This is a genomic window from Providencia sp. PROV197 (assembly GCF_028479625.1).
In the GTDB taxonomy this organism is placed as follows: Bacteria; Pseudomonadota; Gammaproteobacteria; order Enterobacterales; family Enterobacteriaceae; genus Providencia; species Providencia vermicola.
The window spans coordinates 109907-132904 of record NZ_JAMPNZ010000015.1 but is presented as its reverse complement, the minus strand read 5'-3'; the positions used below and the strand labels follow the sequence as shown (position 1 = coordinate 132904).

Sequence of the window (22998 nt, the reverse complement as noted above, 5' to 3'; positions counted from 1 at the left end):
TCAAGATTAAAGGTGATAATTGGAACTAATACTCCCAGAAGTGGGTTTCATCTGCCTTGTGCTAGCTCTGGGTCTCACCAGTTTTCAAGCACTATTTGGGTCTATTGGTCACTTCAGACACGTTCCGAGGCAAATGTCTCAGAACGTGTTTTGGACATCTTTGCAGTTTATCCTATTACTCAGTGCATATATTTGTTTAACCATCAGTTTTGTTAACAGTGATTTTTCGGTGGTTTATGTTGCTCAACATAGCCACCGACTCTCTCCGTTATCCATTAAAATTGCCGCCGTTTGGGGCGGGCACGAAGGGTCATTATTCCTCTGGTTATTGTTTATCTCAGCTTGGAGCACCTTATTTGCGTGGCGCTATCGCCAGCAAAAACACCCATTATTTTCATTAACACTCACCCTAATTGCGGTCATTAATGCGGCTTTATTGCTGTTTATCGTCCTGTACTCCGACCCTTTTGCTCGTATTTTTCCACCTGCAATTGAAGGGCGAGATCTCAACCCAATGCTGCAACATTGGGGTTTAATCTTGCATCCTCCGCTGCTTTATTTAGGTTATAGCGGTTTAATTATTGTTTGTGCTTTAGTCATTGGCTCACTGTTATCAGATGCATTTAATACAACAACAGCTTGGTTGTGCTGGCGCTTTCTAGTACCAAGTTGGTGCATACTCACTCTCGGTATCATTCTAGGTTCTTGGTGGGCTTATAGCGAATTAGGCTGGGGCGGGTGGTGGTTTTGGGACCCAGTCGAAAATGCTTCTTTACTACCGTGGCTCAGTGCCACCGCACTGCTTCATAGCTTAGCTGCATCACGAAAAAATGGGCTTTATCGCCACTGGTCTATGTTATTGGCAATCGCCACATTTATTCTCTCTTTATTAGGAACCCTGATTGTTCGTTCTGGTATTTTAATGTCTGTACATGCCTTCGCATTAGATAATGTGAGAGCCGTCCCCCTCTTTATATTATTCAGTTTTTTAAGCCTAACCTGCTTACTTATCTACGGATGGAAAGCCAAAACTACTGACAATGCAACACAAGGCAAAACACAGCGTGACGTTTATTTATTACTCACATTAATCCTATTTGTCGCTGTGTTATTTATTGTGCTTACAGGCACATTGTACCCGATGATTTATACGTTATTTGGTTGGGGGAAAATTTCGGTTGGTGCTCCTTACTTCAACCAGACCTTGTTGCCCTTTGGCATTTTAATGTTGCTGGTAATTACATTAAGTGCATTTAATCCAAATCCAAAAAAACGTCGTATTCTTTATATTGCATTTTTCGGCTTACTACTTGGCCTAGTTTTAGCGGCACATGGTATTATTATTGCTACGGCGTGTAGTTTATTAACTGTTGTTTTATTGGTTTTATGGTTAAAACCTTTCTACATTATCCGACAACAACTCCCTGCTTTATTAGCACATACTGGCGTAGTTATTTTTGCTGCGGGTATTGCATTTTCAATCGGTAGCCGCCAAGAAACTAGTGTTAATCTGGCGGTTGGACAAACTATCACATTAGCAGGCTATCAATTCAAATTTGCCGATTTACAACTCGCGGCACAGCCTAATTACACCACTGAAAAAGCTATTATTCACATTACTCAAGAGAGCCAATTTCAACATAATTTAATTACTGAACGCCGTTTTTATCTTGCTCGTCAGCAATTAATGATTGAACCAGGCATTAACTGGGGATGGTTACGTAATTGGTATGTGGTGCTTGGTGAAAAGACCGGTGATCAACATTATGCAATTCGCTTTTATGTGCAAGATGGCATTCAATGGATATGGGGCGGCGGCATATTAATGTGCCTAGGACTCTTATTTGGCTGGATACGAGGGCGAAAAAAATATGCTTAATCTTTTACGTGCCCTATTTTTATTATGTATTTCAACCGTAGCGAATGCGCAAATTGTCGATACATGGCAATTTAACAGTGCTGAAGAACAAGAGTATTCTTTACAGATTGCTGCACAACTACGCTGCCCTCAGTGTCAAAATCAAAACCTATTAGAGTCTAACGCCCCTACCGCCGTCAGTATGCGCCATCAAGTCTATAAAATGGTATCCGAAGGGAAAAACCAACCCCAAATAGTGCAATATATGAGGGAACGTTATGGCGATTTTGTTCTGTACAACCCACCCGTCAATTTTACTACCGCCATTCTTTGGTTATTGCCTTTTTTTGCATTTTGTCTGACTTCTTACTACCTAATACGCGCTCTCCGCACACAGAGAAAACAGGCGTCGACACAATCATCAATAACCCCTTCAGAACAATTACTGACGATACCTAAAATAAACCCAAACCTTAATACATGGAATCGTAAGCTCAATGCTTTACTCATCGTATTGGTCGTAGGGATCACCGCAAGCTATTTTTTATTACCCCGTTTTCAATTAGCTTATAATGAATATCAACGCATTTCAGATCCCATAAATGCCTTCACGCCATTAGAACAAGAACAAAGTGACCTATTACGCTTACAAAATGATATTCGCCAATCACCTAAAAACGGTGAACTTTGGGCCGTACTTGGGGAGTATTATTTATACCAGAATAGTTATGACAATTCGTTAATTGCCTACCAGAGAGCACTAAAATACACGGGGGAAAATGCACAACTGTACTCCGCTATCGCCACTGTTTTATATTATCAAGCGGGCCAGCACCTCACTGATGAGACATTAGCCGTTATCAACAAGGCACTTAGCCTTGATAATAATGAAGTCACTGCGTTGATGTTAATTGCTTCCGATGCGTTTATGAATGCAAACTATGATAAAGCTATTCAAATTTGGCAAACTCTACTCGATAGTAATAGTCCACGAATTAATCGAGCACAACTTATTGAAGCAATTCAAATGGCAAATATCATGAATAATAAACAATAATAAATTTATTCTAATATTACTAACGCTAGGTATTAATACATGGTAATCTATCACTAAGTAAAATTGTCACTAGCAAAATAATGACAATCTATTTAAATATGTAATTTTTCGTTTCTTATTGATTGTCATTATTTCCTTTCTATATTACTTAAAAAAAATTTATGCTAGATTTAATAAAATCAGCATTTCTTAATACACATACGTACAAAACCGTAATTAATATAGTCATATAGCTACATATACTGCTTATATGCATTTTCCTGTTTGTGTGTTTATTAAGGATAATTAAAATAACTACATATAGAAATAAATACTATGAGAAATAAAATATTTTCATTTTTAGTCGTAGGCCTTATTGCTGGCGTCTCCTTTATTGGCGGCGTTGCGAGTAATTATACTCCTGATTTAGATATTGTCTCTAAATCACAAAAAGCAGTAGAGGACTTTTTAGCATTCCCGAAGACAGCAAAGTATAAAAACGTTAAATATCATGAAATAAGAGAAACACTAGATCATGGCATGCTCGGGTATGTTTGTGGTGAAGTTCTTATCTTCACGACCCAAAACTCATACAGTTTTAAGCGATTTATTGTCAAAACATACCTACATCAAGATGGACGTAATGTCGTTTCTATTCCATTAATCGATAGTGATGAAAAAGAATTTCCAAACGATGAATTTAATATCATTTGGAATAAATACTGCAATAGTTAACAAAACGTAAATATCTAATTCTATTTATTATAAATTTAACTTAAAAGAAAAAATGAAATAGATATAAATTAAATATAGGATTTATATCTAATGTCAATAACTGCACTTCATTTATATGATAGTTGATAACAAATTAGAGTCCCATATTTTCATATGGGCTTTTTATTGGTCAGCTTAACGGTTGAGCAACAACAAGAAGACGAGCCATTAATTTCGGCCTCTTGAATCGGTGGACATTTAACTGAACCATAAGAGCAAAAAACACAACAATCCCCTTTTAATGGCTTCAATAAAACACCACAGTGCTTGCATTCATAAAACCATTGGCATGCATTTGTTGGCATTTCTTCCGCTTCAGATTTCCTACACTCAGGGCACGTGATCACTGATATTAATTCTATCTGTTTATGACTCATTTTAGCTCCATAACATCCGCGTTTTATTTTCATAAGAATAGCCCTTCTTCATTACAAATTCCTTGAGCTAAGAACAGATCAAGCTAAAAACTACTATTCTGATAGTAATTCTAATCTGCTTGATATAAAGTCTTCCCCCTTTTTTCTTTGGTCACTTAATTTTTGGAGATGAGATGTTTATTGGTTTTGATTATGGAACATCCAACTGCGCTGTCGCGATAATGGAAAATGGCGTACCTAAATTGCTGCCTTTAGAAGGTGAGCAGGCTTATATTCCATCGACTCTTTGCGCGCCAACGAGAGAGTCCGTTTCTGAACATTTATTTCGCCATTGCAAGATTTCACCTTCCGATGATATTGGACAACAAATTTTAAGAAGATCAATGGCATTTAACCAAGAAGAAGGTGTTGAGTTAGTACCTGAAGACATTGTATTCGGTCAAGCTGCGTTAGATTTATATTTACGGGATCCTCGTGATGTCTATTACGTCAAATCACCAAAGTCATTTTTAGGGGCTTCTGGTTTACATGAAACACAAATAAGTTTTTTTGAAGATCTTGTCTGCGCCATGATGCGCAATATAAAAGACACCGCCGAAATAAGTACACACAATCCAATTACAGATACCGTTATTGGACGCCCTATTAACTTCCATGGCCGTGGTGGTGAAACAGCCAATCAACAAGCAGAAGCCATTTTATACCGCGCGGCAAAACGTGCAGGTTTTCATAATATTGCTTTTCAATTCGAACCCGTTGCGGCAGGTTTAGAATATGAGTCAACGTTAAATAATGACCAAATAATCTTAGTCGTTGATATCGGTGGCGGAACAACAGATTGCTCATTAATTCAAATGGGGCCAAGTTACCGTGGTTCAGAAGACAGAACCCAATCATTATTAGCTCACAGTGGCCAACGTGTCGGTGGGAATGATCTCGATATCTACCTCGCTTTAAAACAACTTATGCCGCTTTTTGGCATGGAGAGCCAATCATCATCCAGGTTAAAAATGCCATTTTTGCAATTTTGGAATCCCATAGCCATTAATAATGTCGAAGCACAAAAAGAATTTTATTCAAGACCGAACTTATTGGCACTTACGCGTTTAAAGCAAGATGCGAAAGAACCTGAAAAAATTGCGCGCTTGCTCGAAGTCTATAACCAAACATTGGGCTATAGCCTTGTTCGTAAAGCTGAAGAAGCCAAAATTGCCTTATCAAATAGCCCTGAGTATTTGGCTCAAATAGCCTTAATGAATGAAGCGTTAGAAGTGAATATTCAGCAAGATCAGATGGTTGAATCTATTGAATCACCAAAAAGTAAAATGATTGAACTAGTAAAAGAAGCCGTAATTCAAGGTGGCGTACAACCAAATGCTGTTTTTGTCACGGGAGGAAGTGCTCGTTCACCGATACTACACCAAGCTATTGCTCAGGAACTGCCAAATATTCCTATTGTAAAAGGTGACGATTTTGGCTCTGTCACGGCAGGATTAGCACGTTGGGCAGAAACCTGTTTTAAATAAAAAACGATAACTTGCCTAAAATTAATGCCGCATTAAGCGGCATTAATTAGAAACTATTTTTTTACTTTATGGACAATATCAAAGTACTTATCTTTGCTATCTTGTTCAGGGTAAATACGGTAAGTATATTCTTCTGGTGTTACTGTGACGTTTTCAACAACACGGGTAAATAATACTTCACCTTTATCATTTTTCGCCGTTAATGAGCGAGTTTTTCCATTTTCATCAAATGACCAATCCCCTTTCATTTTCGGTTTGCCATCGAAAGTGGTCATATTAAATGTGCCATCAGGGTAATACTCAGCTAAGCCAAAGAAATTAGCGACTTGCTTATCATCAGCACTTACTGCTTTTTTGTCTTGATCCAACGCTTCCGTGGTTGTCCAAACTTTACCGACCATTATTTCTTCATAAGCATTTAATTTATGCTCCGCGCTCTGAGCCTGGCTCACAGCTTGAGTTGTAGCGGCATGAATACCAAATGACATAGTAGATACAACAGCAAATAATGTAGGTACTAATAATTTTTTCATTTTCTTCCTCTCAATTAACGCTAACAACAGAACTTGTTTTATTTAGGTTAACGACATGAGTCTTATTATCAAAATAGTATTACGTTTATTTACATGAAAACATTTTGTTACATACAATATTTAGTTTTTTAATCTAAAAATGACATAAAAAATCCACAATAACAAAACTAAAAAATATTTATTTAAACCTTTTCCTCAAGTAGCTTATTGATTAACCAATAGCCTGCTTTTCCAGGTGGCGTATTTTTAGACCAAACTAAATCAACATCGATTTTTCGTGGCCACAAATCATAATTAAGGCTAACTAACACATCATGGCCAAATTGTTTAACTAACCATGTGGGTAAAATAGTCCAGCCAATACCTTGCTCCGCCATTTCCAATAACAATAAATAGTTAGGTGCTAACCAGTTTTTCTCGCTATTAATAATAATTTGACTACTGCTACTCAAACGTAACTGACGAGTCATCGTTAAATGTTGGTAAGTCACCTTTTTTACTAGCGCTAAAGGATGTGTTTTTAATACATATAATCCGAGCTCACCTTGAATAGGTAACCGTGAATATGAAATATCCGCGGGGTATTCAGTTCTTGATTCTATCATTCCAACATGGGCCTGCTGATTTTGGATCATCTCAATAACCGCATTATTTTCTGCAATTAGAAATTCAAATTCGATATGCGGAAATTGTCTATTGAGTGTTGTGAGAATATGCTCAGCATGAGGTGGCTGATAAATATCCGAAAAAGCACAACTTAATTGTGGCTCAATATCTGGAGATAACTCGACTCTTAATGCTTGCAAGCGCTCATCAGCTGATAATATATCTTCAACCAAGCTCAGCACTTTTTTCCCGGCCAACGTTAACGTCGATTCACGCCCTTGACGGTCAAATAATACAAAGCCCATATCATCCTCAAAACCACTGATTGTGCTACTAATCGTGGACTGACTTTTATTGAGCTTCCTTGCCGCCGCAGAAAATGATTTTAACGATGCCGCTTCTACAAAGGTACGTAATGTTTCAATGGAATAATTCATAAGGTATCGGTTTTATCGATGGCTGCCATTTTGTATATATAGTAAAAATCACCAATAATTGCACCTGTTTTTTTACTAATACATTATTTTGCTATAAGTTTGAGGTTGTTATGAGCAAGCATACAAAAACATTAACTGAACGAGTTTTTCACGCAGTTTCATTCGAAGTCATTGCAATAGCAATAACTGCACCGGTCAGTGCGTGGGTTTTAGGACGCTCAATTTTCCAAATGGGAACAGTGGCTATCGTACTTTCCACACTCGCCATGTTATTAAACCTATTTTATAACATGCTGTTTGACCATTTTTGGCCTTTATCAAAAGGACCAAGATCTACAAAAGTACGTATTGGCCACGCCGTTGGTTTTGAACTTAGTTTCGTTATCTTAGGTGTCCCAATGTTGGCTTTATTATTAAACATGACCCTATGGGATGCCTTTATTTTAGAAGTTGGCTTTTTTACTTTTTTCTTATTTTATACGTATGCATTTAATCTGGTATATGATGTTTTACGCGTACGTTGGTTTGAACATCAAGAAAAACACGCCAAAGCTGCTAATCCTATCGTAAAACGTACTTAATTCGCCCAGTAACACCGGATATCGATATATTCGGTGTTACCTGTGTTTTCTCTTCTATTTCCCCAAACTATCCATCTCTATAATTGCAAAAAAATTCCGTTTATTAATTAATAGATGCGTTTTTTGCATTCAACATTTGCAGAAATGTCAATTTTCCCTTTGCTTTTCATCACTTATATTTAGCGCATTAAAGAAACAAACACTTAAAGTCACAAGCCAATATTAGCTGGCTAAACTGTTTAAAGGTATTTAAATGAAAAAAATATTTATCTCATCAGCATTTTTTTTAATTTTTCACATGAGCGCACAAGCCGATATCCGCGCACATGAAAATGCAATTGTTTCATTAAGCTTTAATGAAAATAACACATCTTATGCAAATGAAGCGGCAATCGCGGCCCATGCAAAGGCCGCAAATTTACCTAAAAGTGGCATCAATGGAGTGGCTAAGCCTTTTTCACAAATGAACATTCATGAAAAAGCCATAACCACATTAAATTCCACTGAAAATAATACGTCGCCCCCTATTTTGCATATTATCGAGTCGCATATTAAAGTAAGCCAACTACCTTCTAATAAAATTTCAGGAGTTAGCAAATCTCTTTCAGACATGGATTCCCATGAAAAAGCAGCTGTTGCATTAAGTTTTACCCACAACAACCAGTCCCCTTCAATGATTTATGCAATGGAACAACACTTAATCCAGAGCCAAACAAAATAAGAAAATTCGTTATTAACGCACTATTTCGATTTATCACACACTAATCATGCTCAAGGCTTAGGAACTATTCTGAGCCTTTTTAGTTACCCCGCATCTCAAAAAACCTATTAGCCGATTAGCCTCACGAAAATTTTGGCACAATCATTTATACTGAATATTGAATTTAATTAATTTTAAAAATAAAACTCATTCCCATTAAACTTAATAATTACAAGCCAACTCACGAATAATAAATTCAATTAGAAACTTATGTTAAAATAATGAAAATATTTTTCATTAGATAAATCACATCATATAAATAAAGATAACTATTTTTTTCGTCCACAGATAAAATATTTCTCTATTTCGCATTCAAGAATTAAAAATAGAGAAACATTTTTCATCTATCAGTTATTATTAACAAAACAATCGTACTCCCCCAACCAAGATTCAATTAAAATCATTTATTATCAATAGATTGGAAACTTAATATTTTTTAATGAAAATTAATTATTATCAATAAGTTACCAACCAATAAAATATTAATTCATTGATATGACGCAACAAATCATCTTAATCAAATAGTAAGATGATTTCCTGAAAACCATATATTTAGTATGGTCATAAAGGTCATCACAATGAAGATAAAAAATAAATTATTAAATAGCCCTATTTCAAGACGTAATGTCGTGAAATCAGGAGCTGCAAGCGGACTATTTGCAGCTGTGGGTGGTTTGTCTCTTCCTTTTAATGCAAAAGCAATGAATGCCTCCTCTTCAACAAACTTCTCTGAGGATAAAGTCGTTTGGAGTTCATGTACTGTAAACTGTGGAAGCCGCTGCTTACTTCGTTTACATGTCAAAGATGACGAAGTGTTTTGGGTTGAGTCTGATAACACGGGTAACGACGAATATGGTAACCATCAAGTACGTGCTTGTTTACGTGGCCGTTCAATTCGCCGTCGTATGAATCACCCTGACAGATTGAAATACCCAATGAAACGAGTGGGTAAAAGAGGTGAGGGTAAATTTACCCGAATTTCATGGGAAGAAGCACTCGATATCGTTGGCGATAGCTTACGTAACACATTGAAAAATTATGGTAATGAGGCTGTACACGTTTTATATGGAACGGGTGTTGATGGTGGCAACATCACCAACTCTAATGTCCCTTATCGCTTAATGAATTCATGTGGTGGTTTTTTAAGTCGCTATGGCAGTTATAGTACCGCTCAAATCCGTGCAGGTATGAACTACCTATATGGTTCTCAGGAAGCCAATAGCCCCGATGACATCGCAAATACTAAACTTGTCGTGATGTTTGGCAACAACCCAGCCGAAACTAGAATGAGTGGCGGCGGAGTTACCTATTATGTCGAGCAAGCTCGTGAGCGCTCAAATGCACGAATGATTGTTATTGATCCTCGTTATAACGACACCGCTGCAGGTCGTGAAGACGAGTGGTTACCAATACGTCCAGGTACTGACGGTGCTTTAGCAGCAGCATTAGCCTATGTCATTATCACAGAAGACATGGTTGACCAGGATTTTGTTGATAAATATTGCGTAGGCTACGATGAAAAAACATTGCCAGCTTCCGCTCCACGTAATGGTCATTATAAAGCCTATATTTTAGGTGATGGTGCTGATGGCATAGCTAAAACACCACAGTGGGCCTCGACTATTACAGGGATCCCCGCTGATAAAATTATTAAACTCGCACGTGAAATTGGGCAAGCCAAACCCGCTTATATCGTTCAAGGTTGGGGGCCTCAGCGCCATTCAAATGGAGAGCAAACTGTACGAGCCATTGCAATGCTCGCCATTATTACAGGTAATGTAGGGATTAGCGGAGGAAATTCAGGTTGCCGTGAAGGCACTTATGATTCAGGCGTTGAATGGTTCCCTATGCTTGATAATCCTGTAAAAACGCAAATTTCGGTGTTTACATGGACCGATGCGATTGAACGTGGAACTGAAATGACCGCCACTCGCGATGGCATTAAAGGAAAAGATAAACTGGATGTACCGATTAAATTCTTATGGTGCTATGCCAGTAATACGTTAATTAACCAACATAGCGAAATTGCACGCACTCATGAAATTTTACAAGATGACAGTAAATGCGAAATGATTGTCGGTATCGACCATTTTATGACCGCATCGGCAAAATATTGCGATATTTTATTGCCTGATTTAATGCCAACTGAACAAGAAGATTTAATTCCGAGTGAATCAGCTGGGAATATGTCCTATATGATTTTAGGGCAACCCGCCACCAGTGCTAAATTTGAGCGCAAACCAATTTATGAAATTTTATCTGAAATTGCAAAACGCTTAGGTCCAGATGTTGAAAAAACCTTTACAGAAGGTCGCACTCAGCATGAATGGGTTAAATACCTCTGCGAAAAAAGCCGCGAACGCTTCCCTGATATGCCAACTTATGAAGAGATGAAAACAGTGGGTATTTTCAAACACAAATGCCCTGATGAACATGTCATTGGTTTTAAAGAATTTCGTGATAACCCACAGGCCAACCCACTGAAAACGCCATCAGGAAAGATCGAGGTCTACTCGGAAGCTCTTGCTGAAATTTCAAAGAATTGGGAGCTATCCCCAGATGATATTATCGACCCATTGCCAATTTATGCCAAAGGGTTTGAAGGGCATCAAGATAAATTAAGCGAGAAATATCCACTCCAAATGACAGGTTTCCACTACAAAGCTAGAACACACTCAAGCTACGGTAATATTGATATTTTAAAACAAGCTTGTCGCCAAGAAATCTGGATTAACCCTATCGATGCTAAAGCTCGGGGCATTGAACAAGGTGATATTGTTAAAGTTTTTAATGACCGAGGGGAAGTGCATATTCCTGCCAAAGTCACACCGCGGATTATGCCTGGCGTAACTGCGATGGGGCAAGGTGCATGGTTAGATGCTGACATGTTTGGTGCAAAAGTCGACCAAGGCGGATGTATTAATGTTCTAACAACGCAGCGCCCATCACCGCTTGCGAAAGGAAATCCGCAACATACTAACTTAGTCGAAATCGCAAAACTGTAAGGAGCCCGATATGTCACAACAATATGGTTTTTATATTGATACACAACGATGTACGGGCTGTAAAACCTGTGAACTCGCTTGTAAAGACTTCAAAAATTTATCAACGGATGTTCACTTTCGCCGTATTTATGAGTATGCCGGTGGGGATTGGACTGAACAAAATGGTGCTTGGCAACAAAACGTTTTTTCCTACTATCTGTCCATCTCTTGTAATCATTGCGATGATCCTGCCTGCGCTAAAGTATGCCCAAGTGGCGCAATGCATAAACTTGAAGATGGTTTTGTTGTTGTCGATGAAAGTGTTTGTATTGGCTGCCGTTATTGCCATATGGCATGTCCATACGGTGCACCTCAATTTGATGCAGAAAAAGGTCACATGACCAAATGTGATGGCTGTTTTGAGCGAGTTGCTGAAGGTAAAAAACCGATTTGCGTTGAATCTTGCCCGTTACGCGCGTTGGATTTTGGCCCTATCGATGAATTGCGAGCAAAATACGGCAACATTAATGAAATTGCCCCTCTTCCACCTGCACATTACACCAAACCGAATATTGTTTTAAACCTTAATAATAATTGTCGCCCCGTTGGTGATACTACGGGCTATCTTGCAAATCCGGAGGAGGTATAAAATGGGTGCTGGCTTACATGAATATCCATTAATACTCTTTACTGTTATCGGACAAACCGTCGCTGGCGCTTTTATTTTAATGGCGCTTGTTTTACAACTTAAACCTTCCGCGCAACAGCATCACCAAATCGTGATGAGTATGTTCGGATTATGGTTATTAATGGGTATCGGCTTTTTATTATCCATGTTACATATGGGTTCACCCTTACGCGCTTTTAATTCGATGATACGTGTAGGACATTCTGCATTAAGTAATGAAATTGTCAGCGGCTCCCTCTTTTTTGCTTTAGGCGGGTTATATTGGCTTATTTCATTTTTCAAAAAAATGCCTCGATCACTTGGTCAAATTTGGTTAATGATCACCATGTTTGCTGCTGCATTTTTTATTTATGCAATTTCTCGCGTTTATCAAATTGAAACAGTACCAACCTGGTTTAATCAATATGGTAGTTTGCAATTTATTTTAACTAGCTTAATAGCAGGCCCTGTATTAGCTGCTTTTTTATTGCGTATTGCCAGCTATGACATTAGTCGGGTACGTTCTTTTGCGCTCATCAGTATTATCGGCATAATAGCTAGCTGTATTTTAGTCACGGCTCAAGGATATGAACTTGGTTCAATTCAAAGCTCTGTGCAAAAAGCCAGTCAACTAGTACCTGACTACGCATCATTAATGGGATGGAGAACTATCTGTTTATTCCTTGGTTTAGCTTTTTGGCTTTATCCTCATATTAAGATGAGAAATCCCTCAATTATCAGCTTATTCATTGCTGTTTTATTTGTAATGTTTGGTGAACTTATTGGTCGGGGTATTTTCTACGGATTACATATGACTGTTGGTATGGCAGTAGTAGGTTAAGTGCTCTTCATGAGGGGGATATCCCCCTCTTCTCGTCGACAAATATCTGATGATTCGTTACGATGGTTAAATCAATATGTTGATATTTCCATAAACAAGTACAATCGAAAACCACCCTTTATTTCATTTGAAACTCAAATGGTTAAAAATTTTTAGTAAAATTAAAAGACGAAGTGAATCAGTATGGAACAAAAACAATTAGATGACATGTCACTGTGCACCCAAACTTTAGGCGCACTCTTTTCCTATGACCCTTCAGACCCTCGAGTTAGCAGACTCATTGAGCTATTTAGCACCAGTGAATGGTTAACCGAGTGGCCTCTCACCGCTCATTATGATTGCCAACGAATTAATCAGTTATTTCAAGGTGATACTAAGCAATCTGAAACGCTAAAAGAGGCCTATGAGCGATTATTTATTGGCCCTAATGCACTCCCTGCTCCGCCTTGGGGTTCTGTTTATCTCGATAAAGAAAATGTTTTATTTGGAATTTCTACCCTTGAGTTAAGAGCTTGGCTACGTAACAACCAAATTAATATTGAATTGAATGCCAATGAACCAGAAGACCATGTTGGCTTATTGTTCTTATTAACAGCGTGGGTTATCCAAAATAAGCCTGAATTGCTAAATGATTTATTGGAAATTCATTTCTTACCTTGGGTATATCGTTATTTGGAAAAAATGCAATTACAAAGCGGTAATAACTTTTATGAAGCTACTGCGTTATTAGCAACAGAAACCTTAAAATACTTGCAGAAAGAAGCTCAATTGACACCGGTGAATAAAGAGCTTTATCTATAGTTTCCATTATTTATTCAATGACAAGCACCCTAAAGAATATTAGGGTGCTTGTTTTTATTATGGATGCTGTTTAGGTATATGGTAAGTATCTACTAAAAACGCAATGATTTGGCTTAAGTCAGAAATATAAGACGTGTTTTTATACACCCCAGTTTGATAAGAAGACGTTATCCCCTCTGGTAATATTAAAGCAGGTAAAGATTGATTCTCCTCGCCACACATATCCACTAATTCTTCTCGTGGTTTCTCAAAAGGCAGATAACTTACATCAATGAAATTGGATAACCTCGGGTTTTTAGCGAGTATTCCCTCTAGCATTGTGCAGTCTGGGCAAAAAAAAGTGTCATCTTGATAATTTTTATCTGAAAAACCCATATCTAAAAGATACAATTTACATTTCATTGTGATACCCATTTTTGTAAGGAATAAAGATGAAAAATAAGCCTTCTGGTTATAACGTTGATAGTGCGTTATCTAAATCAGCTAATAAGTCACTAATGTCTTCACAGCCAACTGAAAAACGTAGCAACCCATCCGTTACTCCCTGTGCAATGCGTTCCTCTTTAGGAATACAGGCATGGGACATAATCTTAGGATAAGAAATAATTGACTCAATTCCCCCTAAGCTAACAGCGACCAATGGGATACGAATCGCATCTAAAAATAATTTCACATTTTTTTCATTGCCTAAATCAAACGAAACGACCATTCCGCCATTTTTTGATTGCTGCATATGAACCTGGTGATTTGGGTGTGAAACCAAGCCTGGGTAAAACACCTTTTTTACTTTCGAATGCTGGTTAAGATATTCTGCAAGCTTCTGTGCATTTTCACTGGAACGCTCAACACGCATTGCCATTGATTTTAAACCGCGCATGGTCAGCCAACTATCAAATGGTGCAGCAATACTGCCTATAGCAACCGCTGATTTGTGTAACCATTTGGCATATTCGGCATTATTTGTTGCAACGGTTCCTAAAATAACGTCGCTGTGCCCATTAATAAATTTAGTGGCACTATTAATCGAGAAATCAATACCTAACGAAATCACATCCGACAATAACGGCGTCATAAATGTGTTATCACACACAGTGATTAAATTATTCTTTTTTGCCAAACCAATGACCGCATTTAAGTCTGTTACTTGCAGTGTCGGATTCGATGGCGTTTCAATGTAAAATGCCTTAGTATTTTCTTGTATTGCATCTGCATAGTTTTTAGGATCTGTCGCATCAACAAATGTCACTGAAATACCGTAACGAGGTAAAAACTCAGTCATTAACTGAAAAGTGCCACCATAAATACTTTTACAGGCAACAATGTGATCTCCCTGGCTAAACCCTAATAAAACTGCACTAATAGCAGCCATGCCCGATGAAAAAACCTCAGCAAATTGTGCGTTTTCAATTGAGCAAATAGCTTCGCTTAGTGCATCACGGGTTGGGTTTGAAAAACGCGAATAAATATACGCGTAATTTTCTTCAATATTACTTTGCGAGTAAGTTGACGATTGATATAACGGAATAGATGAACTTCCCGTGTACTTATCCGTCATTGGATAACCGTGTATAACTTTAGTATTAATCTTCATAGGTACATCACATCTTTAATATAGTTTTAAATACTTGCCACATTGATTTCAGGATAAGCAAATAAGGCAGGTGAACCGCCAGTATGAATAAATAAAAGCGGCTGACTGCCTTCAATAGTTTCTTTTAATACATTATCAATTAACCCTGCCATGGCTTTGCCAGTATAAACAGGGTCGAGTAAAATCCCTTCTTTTTGTGCTAATAATTCAATTGCTTGTTGCCCCTTGCTATTCGGTGCACCATATGCAGGTGAAAAGTATTGATCCCATAATTGTACATTCGGAAAATCAGCAAGGTTTAATAATTCACTTATTTCATTTTGCAGCTTTTCAACTTTTGGCTGTTGTTGTTCAACCGTACGCGAGACTGTTACGCCAATAACAGGAGTTTGAGGTAAAACGACCTGTAACCCTATAGCTAAACCAGCATGGGTTCCCGCACTACCTGAAGCAACAATCACCGCAGCAAAATCAATATCTTTTGGCTTTTGTTGTGCAATCTCCAAAGCACAACTGACATACCCCAGTGAACCTAGAGCATTCGAACCACCGACAGGTACAACATACGCATTTTCTAACCCTAATGACTCAATTAATGCTTTCATTTGTTCATTAGGGTCACTTAATTCTTCACAAAAATAACAGCGAGTATTAAATAAATCTGTCAGCAGCTTATTGCCATTATTTAAAAATAGGGAATTTCCACTTTGCAGCGGGTTTTCCAATAAAGCCACACACTCTAAACCATACATTGCTGCAATAGCGGCTGTTTGGCGAACATGGTTAGATTGTATAGCGCCTGCAGTGACTAATACTTTAGCTTTTTTCTGTAGTGCATCCGCAATAATAAACTCTAACTTACGCAGTTTATTGCCCCCCATCGCAAGGGGGGTCATATCATCACGTTTAATATAAATTTCTCGACCAAGGTATTCAGATATATTATTCAATTTCACCAATGGCGTTGCGGTATACAATAAATTAATTTTCGCTATTGCTGAAAGCCTTTCTTGTATATTCATTTGAATATTATCCAGATTAATATGTGAAGCCTAAATAGAGGTAGACCATCAGAGCAAATGCAGCTGTCACAGTAGCATAAGGCATTTGTGTTCGGATATGTTCAATATGGTCACAATCTGTTGCCATGGAAGCCACAATCGCATCACTGGAAATTGGGGATGTCATATCGCCGTAAATAGACCCTGCGATAGCTGCACCAATCATATATTCCACTGGCATTCCCACTGAAATACCTAATTGCACACCGATAGGGATCATAATGGCAAACGTTCCCCACGATGTGCCTGTTGCCAATGACATTACAGCACTAATTAAGAAAATAAAACCGATTGAGAATGCAGGGGAAATAACACCAGAAGTCACTTCAGCAATATAAGCCCCAGTATTTAAATCTGAGGAAACTGTCCCCATTAAGAATGCTAATATCATGACTGAGCTGATTTTCACCATGCTAGCGTAACCGATATATAGTTCTTTAAAGAAACTCTCAATATTTAATACGCGACGCGCTAAGAACCAGACAAAAGAAACTAGCGTTCCAAACATGACCCCCCAATAAACAGATGTTGAGCCGCTGCCTTTACTAAAGTCACCATTACCAGTGATATATAAAGCCACTGGGACCATTAATACCGTTGATAAAATTGGGATAAAGAAATTTAAAGATGTATGGCAATTAGGATGTTCAATAATATCTTCATCATCTTGCTCAGTATTTTCCGCGGATAAGATGGTTAACGATTCTTCATGAGCTCGCAATTCTGCTTTTTTCATCGGCCCCCAAGAAAAATTGGAGAAGATATAAAATAAAACCGAAGCTAAAGAAAACCATGCCATGATATTAAATACCATCGAGCTGGCTAAAATTTCAAAAGGTTCACCCGTAATAAAACCTTTTGATATCTGTACGCCAATCACCCCCATCATTGCCGCCCCCCAACCGTTTATCATCGCTGACGAGCACACCGACACACAGGATGTTTGCACGATATAAGACATTTTTTCTGGCGAAACACCATAATTCTTCGCGAGTGTTTTTGTTGACGCACCTGCAATTAACTGGTTAATTGAACTTTCAATAAAAATTAATGACGTAATAATCATTGCCATTAATTGAACTGCTTTTCTATTTTTAATCAACTTGGTTTTATTAGTCAATAATCTAACAAGTGACCTAACACCACCTGTAACCACAACAAGGCGCATAATACCGCCTATCATGACCATAAATAGAATTGTTTTTGTATTTCCAGGTGAGGCAAAAGTATTAATAATTCCATCGAGTGTTCCGTTAACACCTAATAATATATTATGATCATTAATAACGGTAAACCCGACTAATATTCCCAATAATAAAGATAAAATAACTTGGCGTGTAAAAATGGCTAAAAGTATCGTGACCAGTGGAGTGACAATGGTCCAAATTCCATAATCATTCATGGGGTGCTCTCTTATTATATTTTATTGTGATTTTAATTAAGATAATGCTTTTTCTAAATCATTTAATAAGTCGTTAATATCTTCAATACCTACTGATAAACGCAATGTCGTATCGTAAACATGAATACTTTCTCTTTCTTCTTTAGTCATTGAACCATGGGACATGGTCGCTGAATGGTTTACCATACTTTCCACACCACCAAGAGACTCCGCCAATACAAAATAAGTCACCTTAGATAAAAATGTTTTTGTATCCTCAATATCACCTTTTAATTTAATCGTCACAACTGCTCCCCCACTTCGCATTTGTGTTTTACATAGCTGATGTTGTGGGTGTGATGGTAAACCTGGGTAATAAACGTGCTCAATTTTCGGGTGTGTTGCTAGATATTCTGCGACTTTCTGCGCATTACTGCATTGTGCTGACATGCGTAATGCCAATGTTTTTAAGCCGCGTAATGCAAGGTAAGCATCAAAGGGAGAAGCAATTGCACCGAGGGTGGTTTTTAAAAAATCAAGTCGACTGGCAATATCTTCACGTTGTGTAATTACCGCACCACCAATTAAATCAGAATAACCACCGATATATTTACTGGCTGATAACATCACTAAATCGGCACCTAATTCTAATGGTTTTTGGTTCCATGCTGTTGCAAATGTATTATCCACGCAAGTCAAAATATCATGCATTTTTGCCAACGAACAAACCGCTTTAATATCCACTAACTCTAATAACGGATTAGTTGGACTTTCAATCCAAATTAAGCGGGTATTGTCTTTTATGTTAGCTTTGACCTCATCCAGATTATTTAAATCAACATAATCTATTTTGTGACCACAGTTTACGGTTGCAACACGCTCAAATAAGCGGAAAGTTCCACCATAAACGCCCTTCATTGCAATAATATGAGAGTCTTTTGGTAGTAAATTTAGCACTAAACTTGAAGCCGCAACACCTGAAGCAGTCGCTGTTGCGTAGATTCCACCTTCAATTTCCGCTAACAGTGTTTCATAGGCATAACGAGTTGGGTTACTGCAACGGGAATAACAATATTCTCCATGTTCAGTTAAGCTTTGTTGGACAAAAGTACTCGCGGTTGTGATTGCAGGGAAAATCGCATGATTGACAGTATCTTGCTGTTTTCCACCATGAATTAAAACAGTAGCAATATTCTTAGTCATTATTAAAACCCAATCATAGAAAGAGAAAAAAGTGTTTATTTATATTTGTTGCTGAAAGGAATATGCCATAGGGAAATAGAAAAATTTTTCTAAAAATCGATGACTTTATACAAATTTAGAGAAAAATTTTCTAAATTTAAATTAATAATCTTAAAATACAACAAGTTAATCAATAAACATGAAATGAGCGAGCCGTCACAATATCACTATTTAGTTTATCAATACCTACTTCACCTGTAGATAAAATTCATTAACCTATTAAAATTAAAGAATAATTGTATATTAAAAGTTAATTATATTACTAACCAATGTAATCAGGCCTAGTGAAAACCATGATTAGCATCATAGTCCTATCCGAAATTTCACTTACCATCTCTACCGACTTACTCTTTAATGGCGCTATTGTAGAAACTTATTCTCTTTTGCCATCCTAACTATTCTCTCTTACAGATTGCTCAGCTATATCAGCTCATTTATTACCAACCACAAAGTGAAGAACAACAATTACCCTATCAAACCTCTGTAAGGTAGCTAAAAACGTAGCTTCATTTTATGTTTCTAATAATATCGCCAATTAACCAAGTCAGCATTTAGCACATTATTTAAACAAAGTAATACTAATTATTAATCTCAATTTAACCTACGAACAAAAATCACATAATTATACTTATTTAAAATCAAAAGCTATCCACAAAACAAAGTGTTCAATAGTTGTTCGATTCAAATCCTAAAGACCATAAAGTTTATTATGTTTATTAAATTCAAATAAAAATATAAATTTTAATATTGGTTTATTTACACTCTAAATTATACTTTATATAAGCAAATTGAATAAAATCAAACAAAAAAACCATTACTGTAAAACAAAAATCCAAAATATAAAGCTCCTTAATTATTTATAGCGAATGATTAGATTTATTTGATTATTTTGTATTTTTCATTCAATTTCAATGCGTTAAATTAAAATAAAACAAAACTTGTATCCAAATTATTTAGTATGATAGAGTCAAAAAGTACCGACCGCTATCGGTATCCTGCATATTAACCTTTCACATAATAGTGAAGTTATATATCGAATCATCAAATTCGATTTAGTTAATCCGTGTCATAGAAACATAACAGAGACGATAAAAAATGCTTACAATAATTATTGAAAAATTTTAATAAAATAATTAAAACTGAGTACTTTATCAAGTGGTGCATATATTTATTTAATTTAAAGAAAAATGAAATTTCTTACATTGCACTTATTCTTATCTTTATTTTTCGATGTAATACCACATGCAGAACACAATAAAAACAGTCTCATTAACGACAAACACAATATTAGGAATCCATTATGACTAATCATTTTTTAGTGCACGAGCCCGCCATGTTAAAACTACTGGAACAGGTCGTGAATATCGAATCTGGTTCTTATGACAAGGCTGGCGTCGATAACCATGCTGCCGTGTGGTGCGAAAAATACCAAGCAATGGGATTTGAAGTTGAAGTCATTGAAAATGAATCATTAGGCAATAACTACCGTATTTATTACCCATCGGTAAAGGCCGATATCTTAATTTTACTGCACTTAGATACCGTTTTCCCAAAAGGCACTGTCGCAGAACGTCCATTTAGTATCAAAGGTGATAGAGCCTATGGTCCAGGTGTGATCGATATGAAAGGCAGTCATGTCATGGTGTATCAAGTCATGAAGCAACTGTACGACAACCAAGACTCTCGCTATAAAAATATCGAAATTTTACTTAACTGCGACGAAGAAATTGGCTCTATTTCATCCCGCGGTGTGATTGAAAAATGTGCATTAGGCAAGCGTTATGCCTTAGTTATGGAACCTGCACGTGCCAATGGCGCCATTGTTAGTGCACGCCGTGGCGTCGGCACTTATGTACTGAGCATTGAAGGGAAGGCTTCTCACTCGGGTATTGCCCCTGAAGCTGGTATCAGCGCTATTCAAGAGCTATCCCACAAAATCCAAAGCTTACATGCACTCTCTGCCCATGACCAAGGCTTATCCGTTAACGTTGGTCTCATTTCAGGTGGAACCTCAGTCAATACAGTGGCACCCAATGCGAGAGCAGAAATCGATGTACGAATTTCTTCTGAAGAACAAGGCGTAGAAATTGATAAAAAAGTCAGAGAAGTGTGCAGCAAACCGATATTAGATGGCATTAAACTGACGCTAACTGGGGGAATCAATCGCCCGCCAATGGCTAAAACGGATGAAAGTACAGTACTTATCGACATCATCAAGCAAGAAGCGACGAAATTAGATATCGAGTTAGTCGACGTTTCAACAGGCGGCGGCTCAGATGCTTCATTCACAGCAGGTGTCGGCACTGCTACTGTTGATGGCTTAGGCCCAATCGGCGGCTACCAACACAGTGATAAAGAATATTTAGAAATTCCATCATTAACTGAGCGAGCACAGTTATTTTTCAATGTATTACAACGTATTACACAATAAATAATAATCCAACAGGATAATAATATGGCAACAACGTCAACAAATACACCACCACCAGCGAAAAAACGTTCGGAAGGTTTGAACCCTTACGTTTTATTGTTCTTCATTTTAGTCATCGCAGGTATTGCTACTTGGATCGTTCCTGCGGGGCAATATGCATCAGAGACTAAAGTCATCACCATGGTCAAAGATGGCATTGAAACTAAAGTATCTAGCTCTTACACCATACCTGGTAGCTATGAGCGTTTACCTGAGCAACACGGTATTTTACCGGGGCAAATCTTCACGTCTATTGCCGATGGCTTAGTAAAAGCTGCACCAATTATCTTTTTAATTATTTTTACAGGTGGTGCGTTACATCTTCTTGAAGAAACTGGTGCCATAAAAAAGGTACTGAATAATATTTCGCGCAGTAAGAAGCTCAATGATTTTCTGTTAATCACAATTTTCTTTGTGGTGTTTTCTATTTTAGGCACTACTGGCATTGTCGTTAACTCAATCATTGCATTTGTTCCTATCGGCCTGCTAGTCGCAAAATCTGTTGGGATGGACGATAAATTTGGTGCCGCATTGGTCTATGTTGCTGCCTATGCTGGTTTTAATGCCTCAATCATGGCACCGATGACGGTTGGCTTATCACAAGGCTTAGCAGACGTTCCCCTGCTATCTGGCCTTGGTTTTCGAATGGTGATTTATATCGCTTTCGTCATCGCGGGTATCTTATTTTTAACTTTCTATACTAAAAAATGCCGTAAGCAAGGTATGGTTCGCCCAGAGATTGCTGTCGATGACGCTGATCACCAAACCTCAAAAATTTCGGCGCTACATATCATCACTTTGTCATATAGCGCATTCTGCTTAGTCGGCTTTATTTTTGGTGCTGTCGAATGGGGCTGGGGTGAAAAAGAGATGATGGCGATGTTTATCATCTTAGGGGTCGGTGTTGGTGTACTCAACCGTATGTCACCAAATAGCATTGCAACAGGCTTCTTAAAAGGCTGTGCGGGTATGGTTGGCGGTGCATTTATCGTTGGTATGGCACGTGCTATTGCGATTGTATTATCTGATGGCATGATTTTGGACACCATCGTCAATGCGATTATTTCGATGATGGATGGTTTGCCAAAAACCCTTTCTGCACTCTCTATGTTTGCAACTGCAGCGATTATGCACTTCTTTATTTCTTCTGGCTCAGGTGAGGCCGCTGTATTAGTGCCAATCTTTACTCCGATGGGCGACCTACTCGAAATTACCCGCCAAACTACCGTACAAACGGTTCTGTTAGGTGAAGGTGTGGTGAACTGCATTAACCCAACATCGGGGATCTTAATGGCCGTGCTGGCTACAGCGAAAATCCCATATACCACGTGGGTGAAATTTATTTGGCCATTAGTCTTCACATGGATTGCCATTTCTATTGTGGCTCTGGTTTATGCCGTCCTGACCAATTTAGGGCCGATTTAATCCCTAGTTAACAATAGAGAACACTGGCTCAAAGCTTCCTTTATAAG

Annotated in this window: 20 protein-coding genes; 12 read left to right on the top strand and 8 right to left on the bottom strand. The window is 37.7% G+C overall.

What is annotated here, in order from left to right; translation table 11 throughout:
• Nucleotides 1-19: 19 nt before the first annotated feature.
• From PR808_RS08195 to PR808_RS08185, 3 genes are all read left to right on the top strand, one after another.
• On the top strand, nucleotides 20-1879 hold the full coding sequence (locus PR808_RS08195; RefSeq protein ID WP_272539083.1) for a heme lyase CcmF/NrfE family subunit: 1860 nt from the start codon (nucleotides 20-22) through the stop codon (nucleotides 1877-1879).
• The gene (gene nrfF, locus PR808_RS08190) at nucleotides 1872-2915 is read left to right on the top strand and encodes a heme lyase NrfEFG subunit NrfF (protein WP_272539082.1); all 1044 of its coding nucleotides are present in this window, start codon (nucleotides 1872-1874) and stop codon (nucleotides 2913-2915) included. Before PR808_RS08195 ends, nrfF begins: the two co-directional genes overlap by 8 nt.
• 315 nt (nucleotides 2916-3230) lie before the next feature.
• The gene (locus tag PR808_RS08185; protein ID WP_206082782.1) at nucleotides 3231-3629 is read left to right on the top strand and encodes a hypothetical protein; all 399 of its coding nucleotides are present in this window, start codon (nucleotides 3231-3233) and stop codon (nucleotides 3627-3629) included.
• Nucleotides 3630-3778: 149 nt separating this feature from the next.
• On the opposite strand, the gene PR808_RS08180 is transcribed toward PR808_RS08185, so the two are convergent.
• A complete protein-coding gene (locus PR808_RS08180) occupies nucleotides 3779-4045 on the bottom strand; it encodes a GDCCVxC domain-containing (seleno)protein (protein ID WP_206082783.1) in 267 nt (88 codons plus the stop codon).
• A 173-nt stretch (nucleotides 4046-4218) separates the two neighbouring features.
• On the opposite strand from PR808_RS08180, the gene yegD reads away from it, so the two are divergent.
• Entirely contained in the window at nucleotides 4219-5571 is a 1353-nt protein-coding gene (gene yegD / locus PR808_RS08175) for a molecular chaperone (RefSeq protein WP_272539081.1), read from the top strand.
• 53 nt (nucleotides 5572-5624) lie between these two features.
• Here the strand turns inward: yegD and PR808_RS08170 are convergent, their stop codons facing one another.
• Together PR808_RS08170 and PR808_RS08165 are read right to left on the bottom strand one after the other, a co-directional pair.
• The gene (locus tag PR808_RS08170; RefSeq protein WP_206082785.1) at nucleotides 5625-6104 is read right to left on the bottom strand and encodes a DUF4822 domain-containing protein; all 480 of its coding nucleotides are present in this window, start codon (nucleotides 6102-6104) and stop codon (nucleotides 5625-5627) included.
• A 182-nt stretch (nucleotides 6105-6286) separates the two neighbouring features.
• Complete coding sequence (locus PR808_RS08165) at nucleotides 6287-7147, bottom strand: LysR family transcriptional regulator (RefSeq protein WP_272539080.1); 861 nt, start codon at nucleotides 7145-7147, stop codon at nucleotides 6287-6289.
• Nucleotides 7148-7257: 110 nt separating this feature from the next.
• Between PR808_RS08165 and PR808_RS08160 the strand changes: the two genes are divergently transcribed.
• The 6 genes from PR808_RS08160 to dmsD all read left to right on the top strand — a co-directional run bounded on the left by PR808_RS08160 (nucleotide 7258) and on the right by dmsD (nucleotide 13781).
• Nucleotides 7258-7728: a multidrug/biocide efflux PACE transporter gene (locus tag PR808_RS08160; RefSeq protein WP_206082787.1), complete on the top strand. Its 471-nt coding sequence runs from the start codon at nucleotides 7258-7260 to the stop codon at nucleotides 7726-7728.
• A gap of 253 nt (nucleotides 7729-7981) precedes the next feature.
• Complete coding sequence (locus tag PR808_RS08155) at nucleotides 7982-8449, top strand: hypothetical protein (RefSeq protein ID WP_272539079.1); 468 nt, start codon at nucleotides 7982-7984, stop codon at nucleotides 8447-8449.
• Between the two features lie 617 nt (nucleotides 8450-9066).
• Nucleotides 9067-11493 (top strand): selenate/tellurate reductase subunit YnfF, encoded by a 2427-nt coding sequence (gene ynfF / locus PR808_RS08150; RefSeq protein WP_206082789.1) that lies wholly within the window; start codon nucleotides 9067-9069, stop codon nucleotides 11491-11493.
• A 10-nt stretch (nucleotides 11494-11503) separates the two neighbouring features.
• Nucleotides 11504-12121 carry a DMSO/selenate family reductase complex B subunit gene (locus PR808_RS08145; RefSeq protein WP_272539078.1) on the top strand — a complete coding sequence of 206 codons (618 nt, stop codon included), beginning with the start codon at nucleotides 11504-11506 and terminating at the stop codon, nucleotides 12119-12121.
• A gap of 1 nt (nucleotide 12122) precedes the next feature.
• Complete coding sequence (locus PR808_RS08140; protein ID WP_206082791.1) at nucleotides 12123-12980, top strand: DmsC/YnfH family molybdoenzyme membrane anchor subunit; 858 nt, start codon at nucleotides 12123-12125, stop codon at nucleotides 12978-12980.
• A gap of 183 nt (nucleotides 12981-13163) precedes the next feature.
• On the top strand, nucleotides 13164-13781 hold the full coding sequence (dmsD, locus tag PR808_RS08135; RefSeq protein ID WP_206082792.1) for a Tat proofreading chaperone DmsD: 618 nt from the start codon (nucleotides 13164-13166) through the stop codon (nucleotides 13779-13781).
• 57 nt (nucleotides 13782-13838) lie between these two features.
• On the opposite strand, the gene PR808_RS08130 is transcribed toward dmsD, so the two are convergent.
• From PR808_RS08130 to PR808_RS08110, 5 genes are read right to left on the bottom strand one after another with little or no spacing between them, the layout of a single operon-like run.
• Entirely contained in the window at nucleotides 13839-14183 is a 345-nt protein-coding gene (locus PR808_RS08130; protein WP_206082793.1) for a DUF3088 family protein, read from the bottom strand.
• Between the two features lie 49 nt (nucleotides 14184-14232).
• Complete coding sequence (locus PR808_RS08125; protein WP_206082794.1) at nucleotides 14233-15372, bottom strand: trans-sulfuration enzyme family protein; 1140 nt, start codon at nucleotides 15370-15372, stop codon at nucleotides 14233-14235.
• A 26-nt stretch (nucleotides 15373-15398) separates the two neighbouring features.
• Nucleotides 15399-16394: a D-cysteine desulfhydrase gene (locus tag PR808_RS08120; protein ID WP_272539077.1), complete on the bottom strand. Its 996-nt coding sequence runs from the start codon at nucleotides 16392-16394 to the stop codon at nucleotides 15399-15401.
• A gap of 16 nt (nucleotides 16395-16410) precedes the next feature.
• Nucleotides 16411-17835: a Na+/H+ antiporter NhaC family protein gene (locus PR808_RS08115; protein ID WP_206082796.1), complete on the bottom strand. Its 1425-nt coding sequence runs from the start codon at nucleotides 17833-17835 to the stop codon at nucleotides 16411-16413.
• 36 nt (nucleotides 17836-17871) lie between these two features.
• Nucleotides 17872-19017 carry a trans-sulfuration enzyme family protein gene (locus tag PR808_RS08110; protein ID WP_272539076.1) on the bottom strand — a complete coding sequence of 382 codons (1146 nt, stop codon included), beginning with the start codon at nucleotides 19015-19017 and terminating at the stop codon, nucleotides 17872-17874.
• Nucleotides 19018-20356: 1339 nt separating this feature from the next.
• On the opposite strand from PR808_RS08110, the gene PR808_RS08105 reads away from it, so the two are divergent.
• Both PR808_RS08105 and PR808_RS08100 read left to right on the top strand, forming a co-directional pair.
• Nucleotides 20357-21487 carry a M20 family metallopeptidase gene (locus PR808_RS08105; RefSeq protein ID WP_272539075.1) on the top strand — a complete coding sequence of 377 codons (1131 nt, stop codon included), beginning with the start codon at nucleotides 20357-20359 and terminating at the stop codon, nucleotides 21485-21487.
• A 24-nt stretch (nucleotides 21488-21511) separates the two neighbouring features.
• On the top strand, nucleotides 21512-22951 hold the full coding sequence (locus PR808_RS08100) for a YfcC family protein (protein ID WP_206082799.1): 1440 nt from the start codon (nucleotides 21512-21514) through the stop codon (nucleotides 22949-22951).
• The last annotated feature ends 47 nt before the right edge of the window (nucleotides 22952-22998 follow it).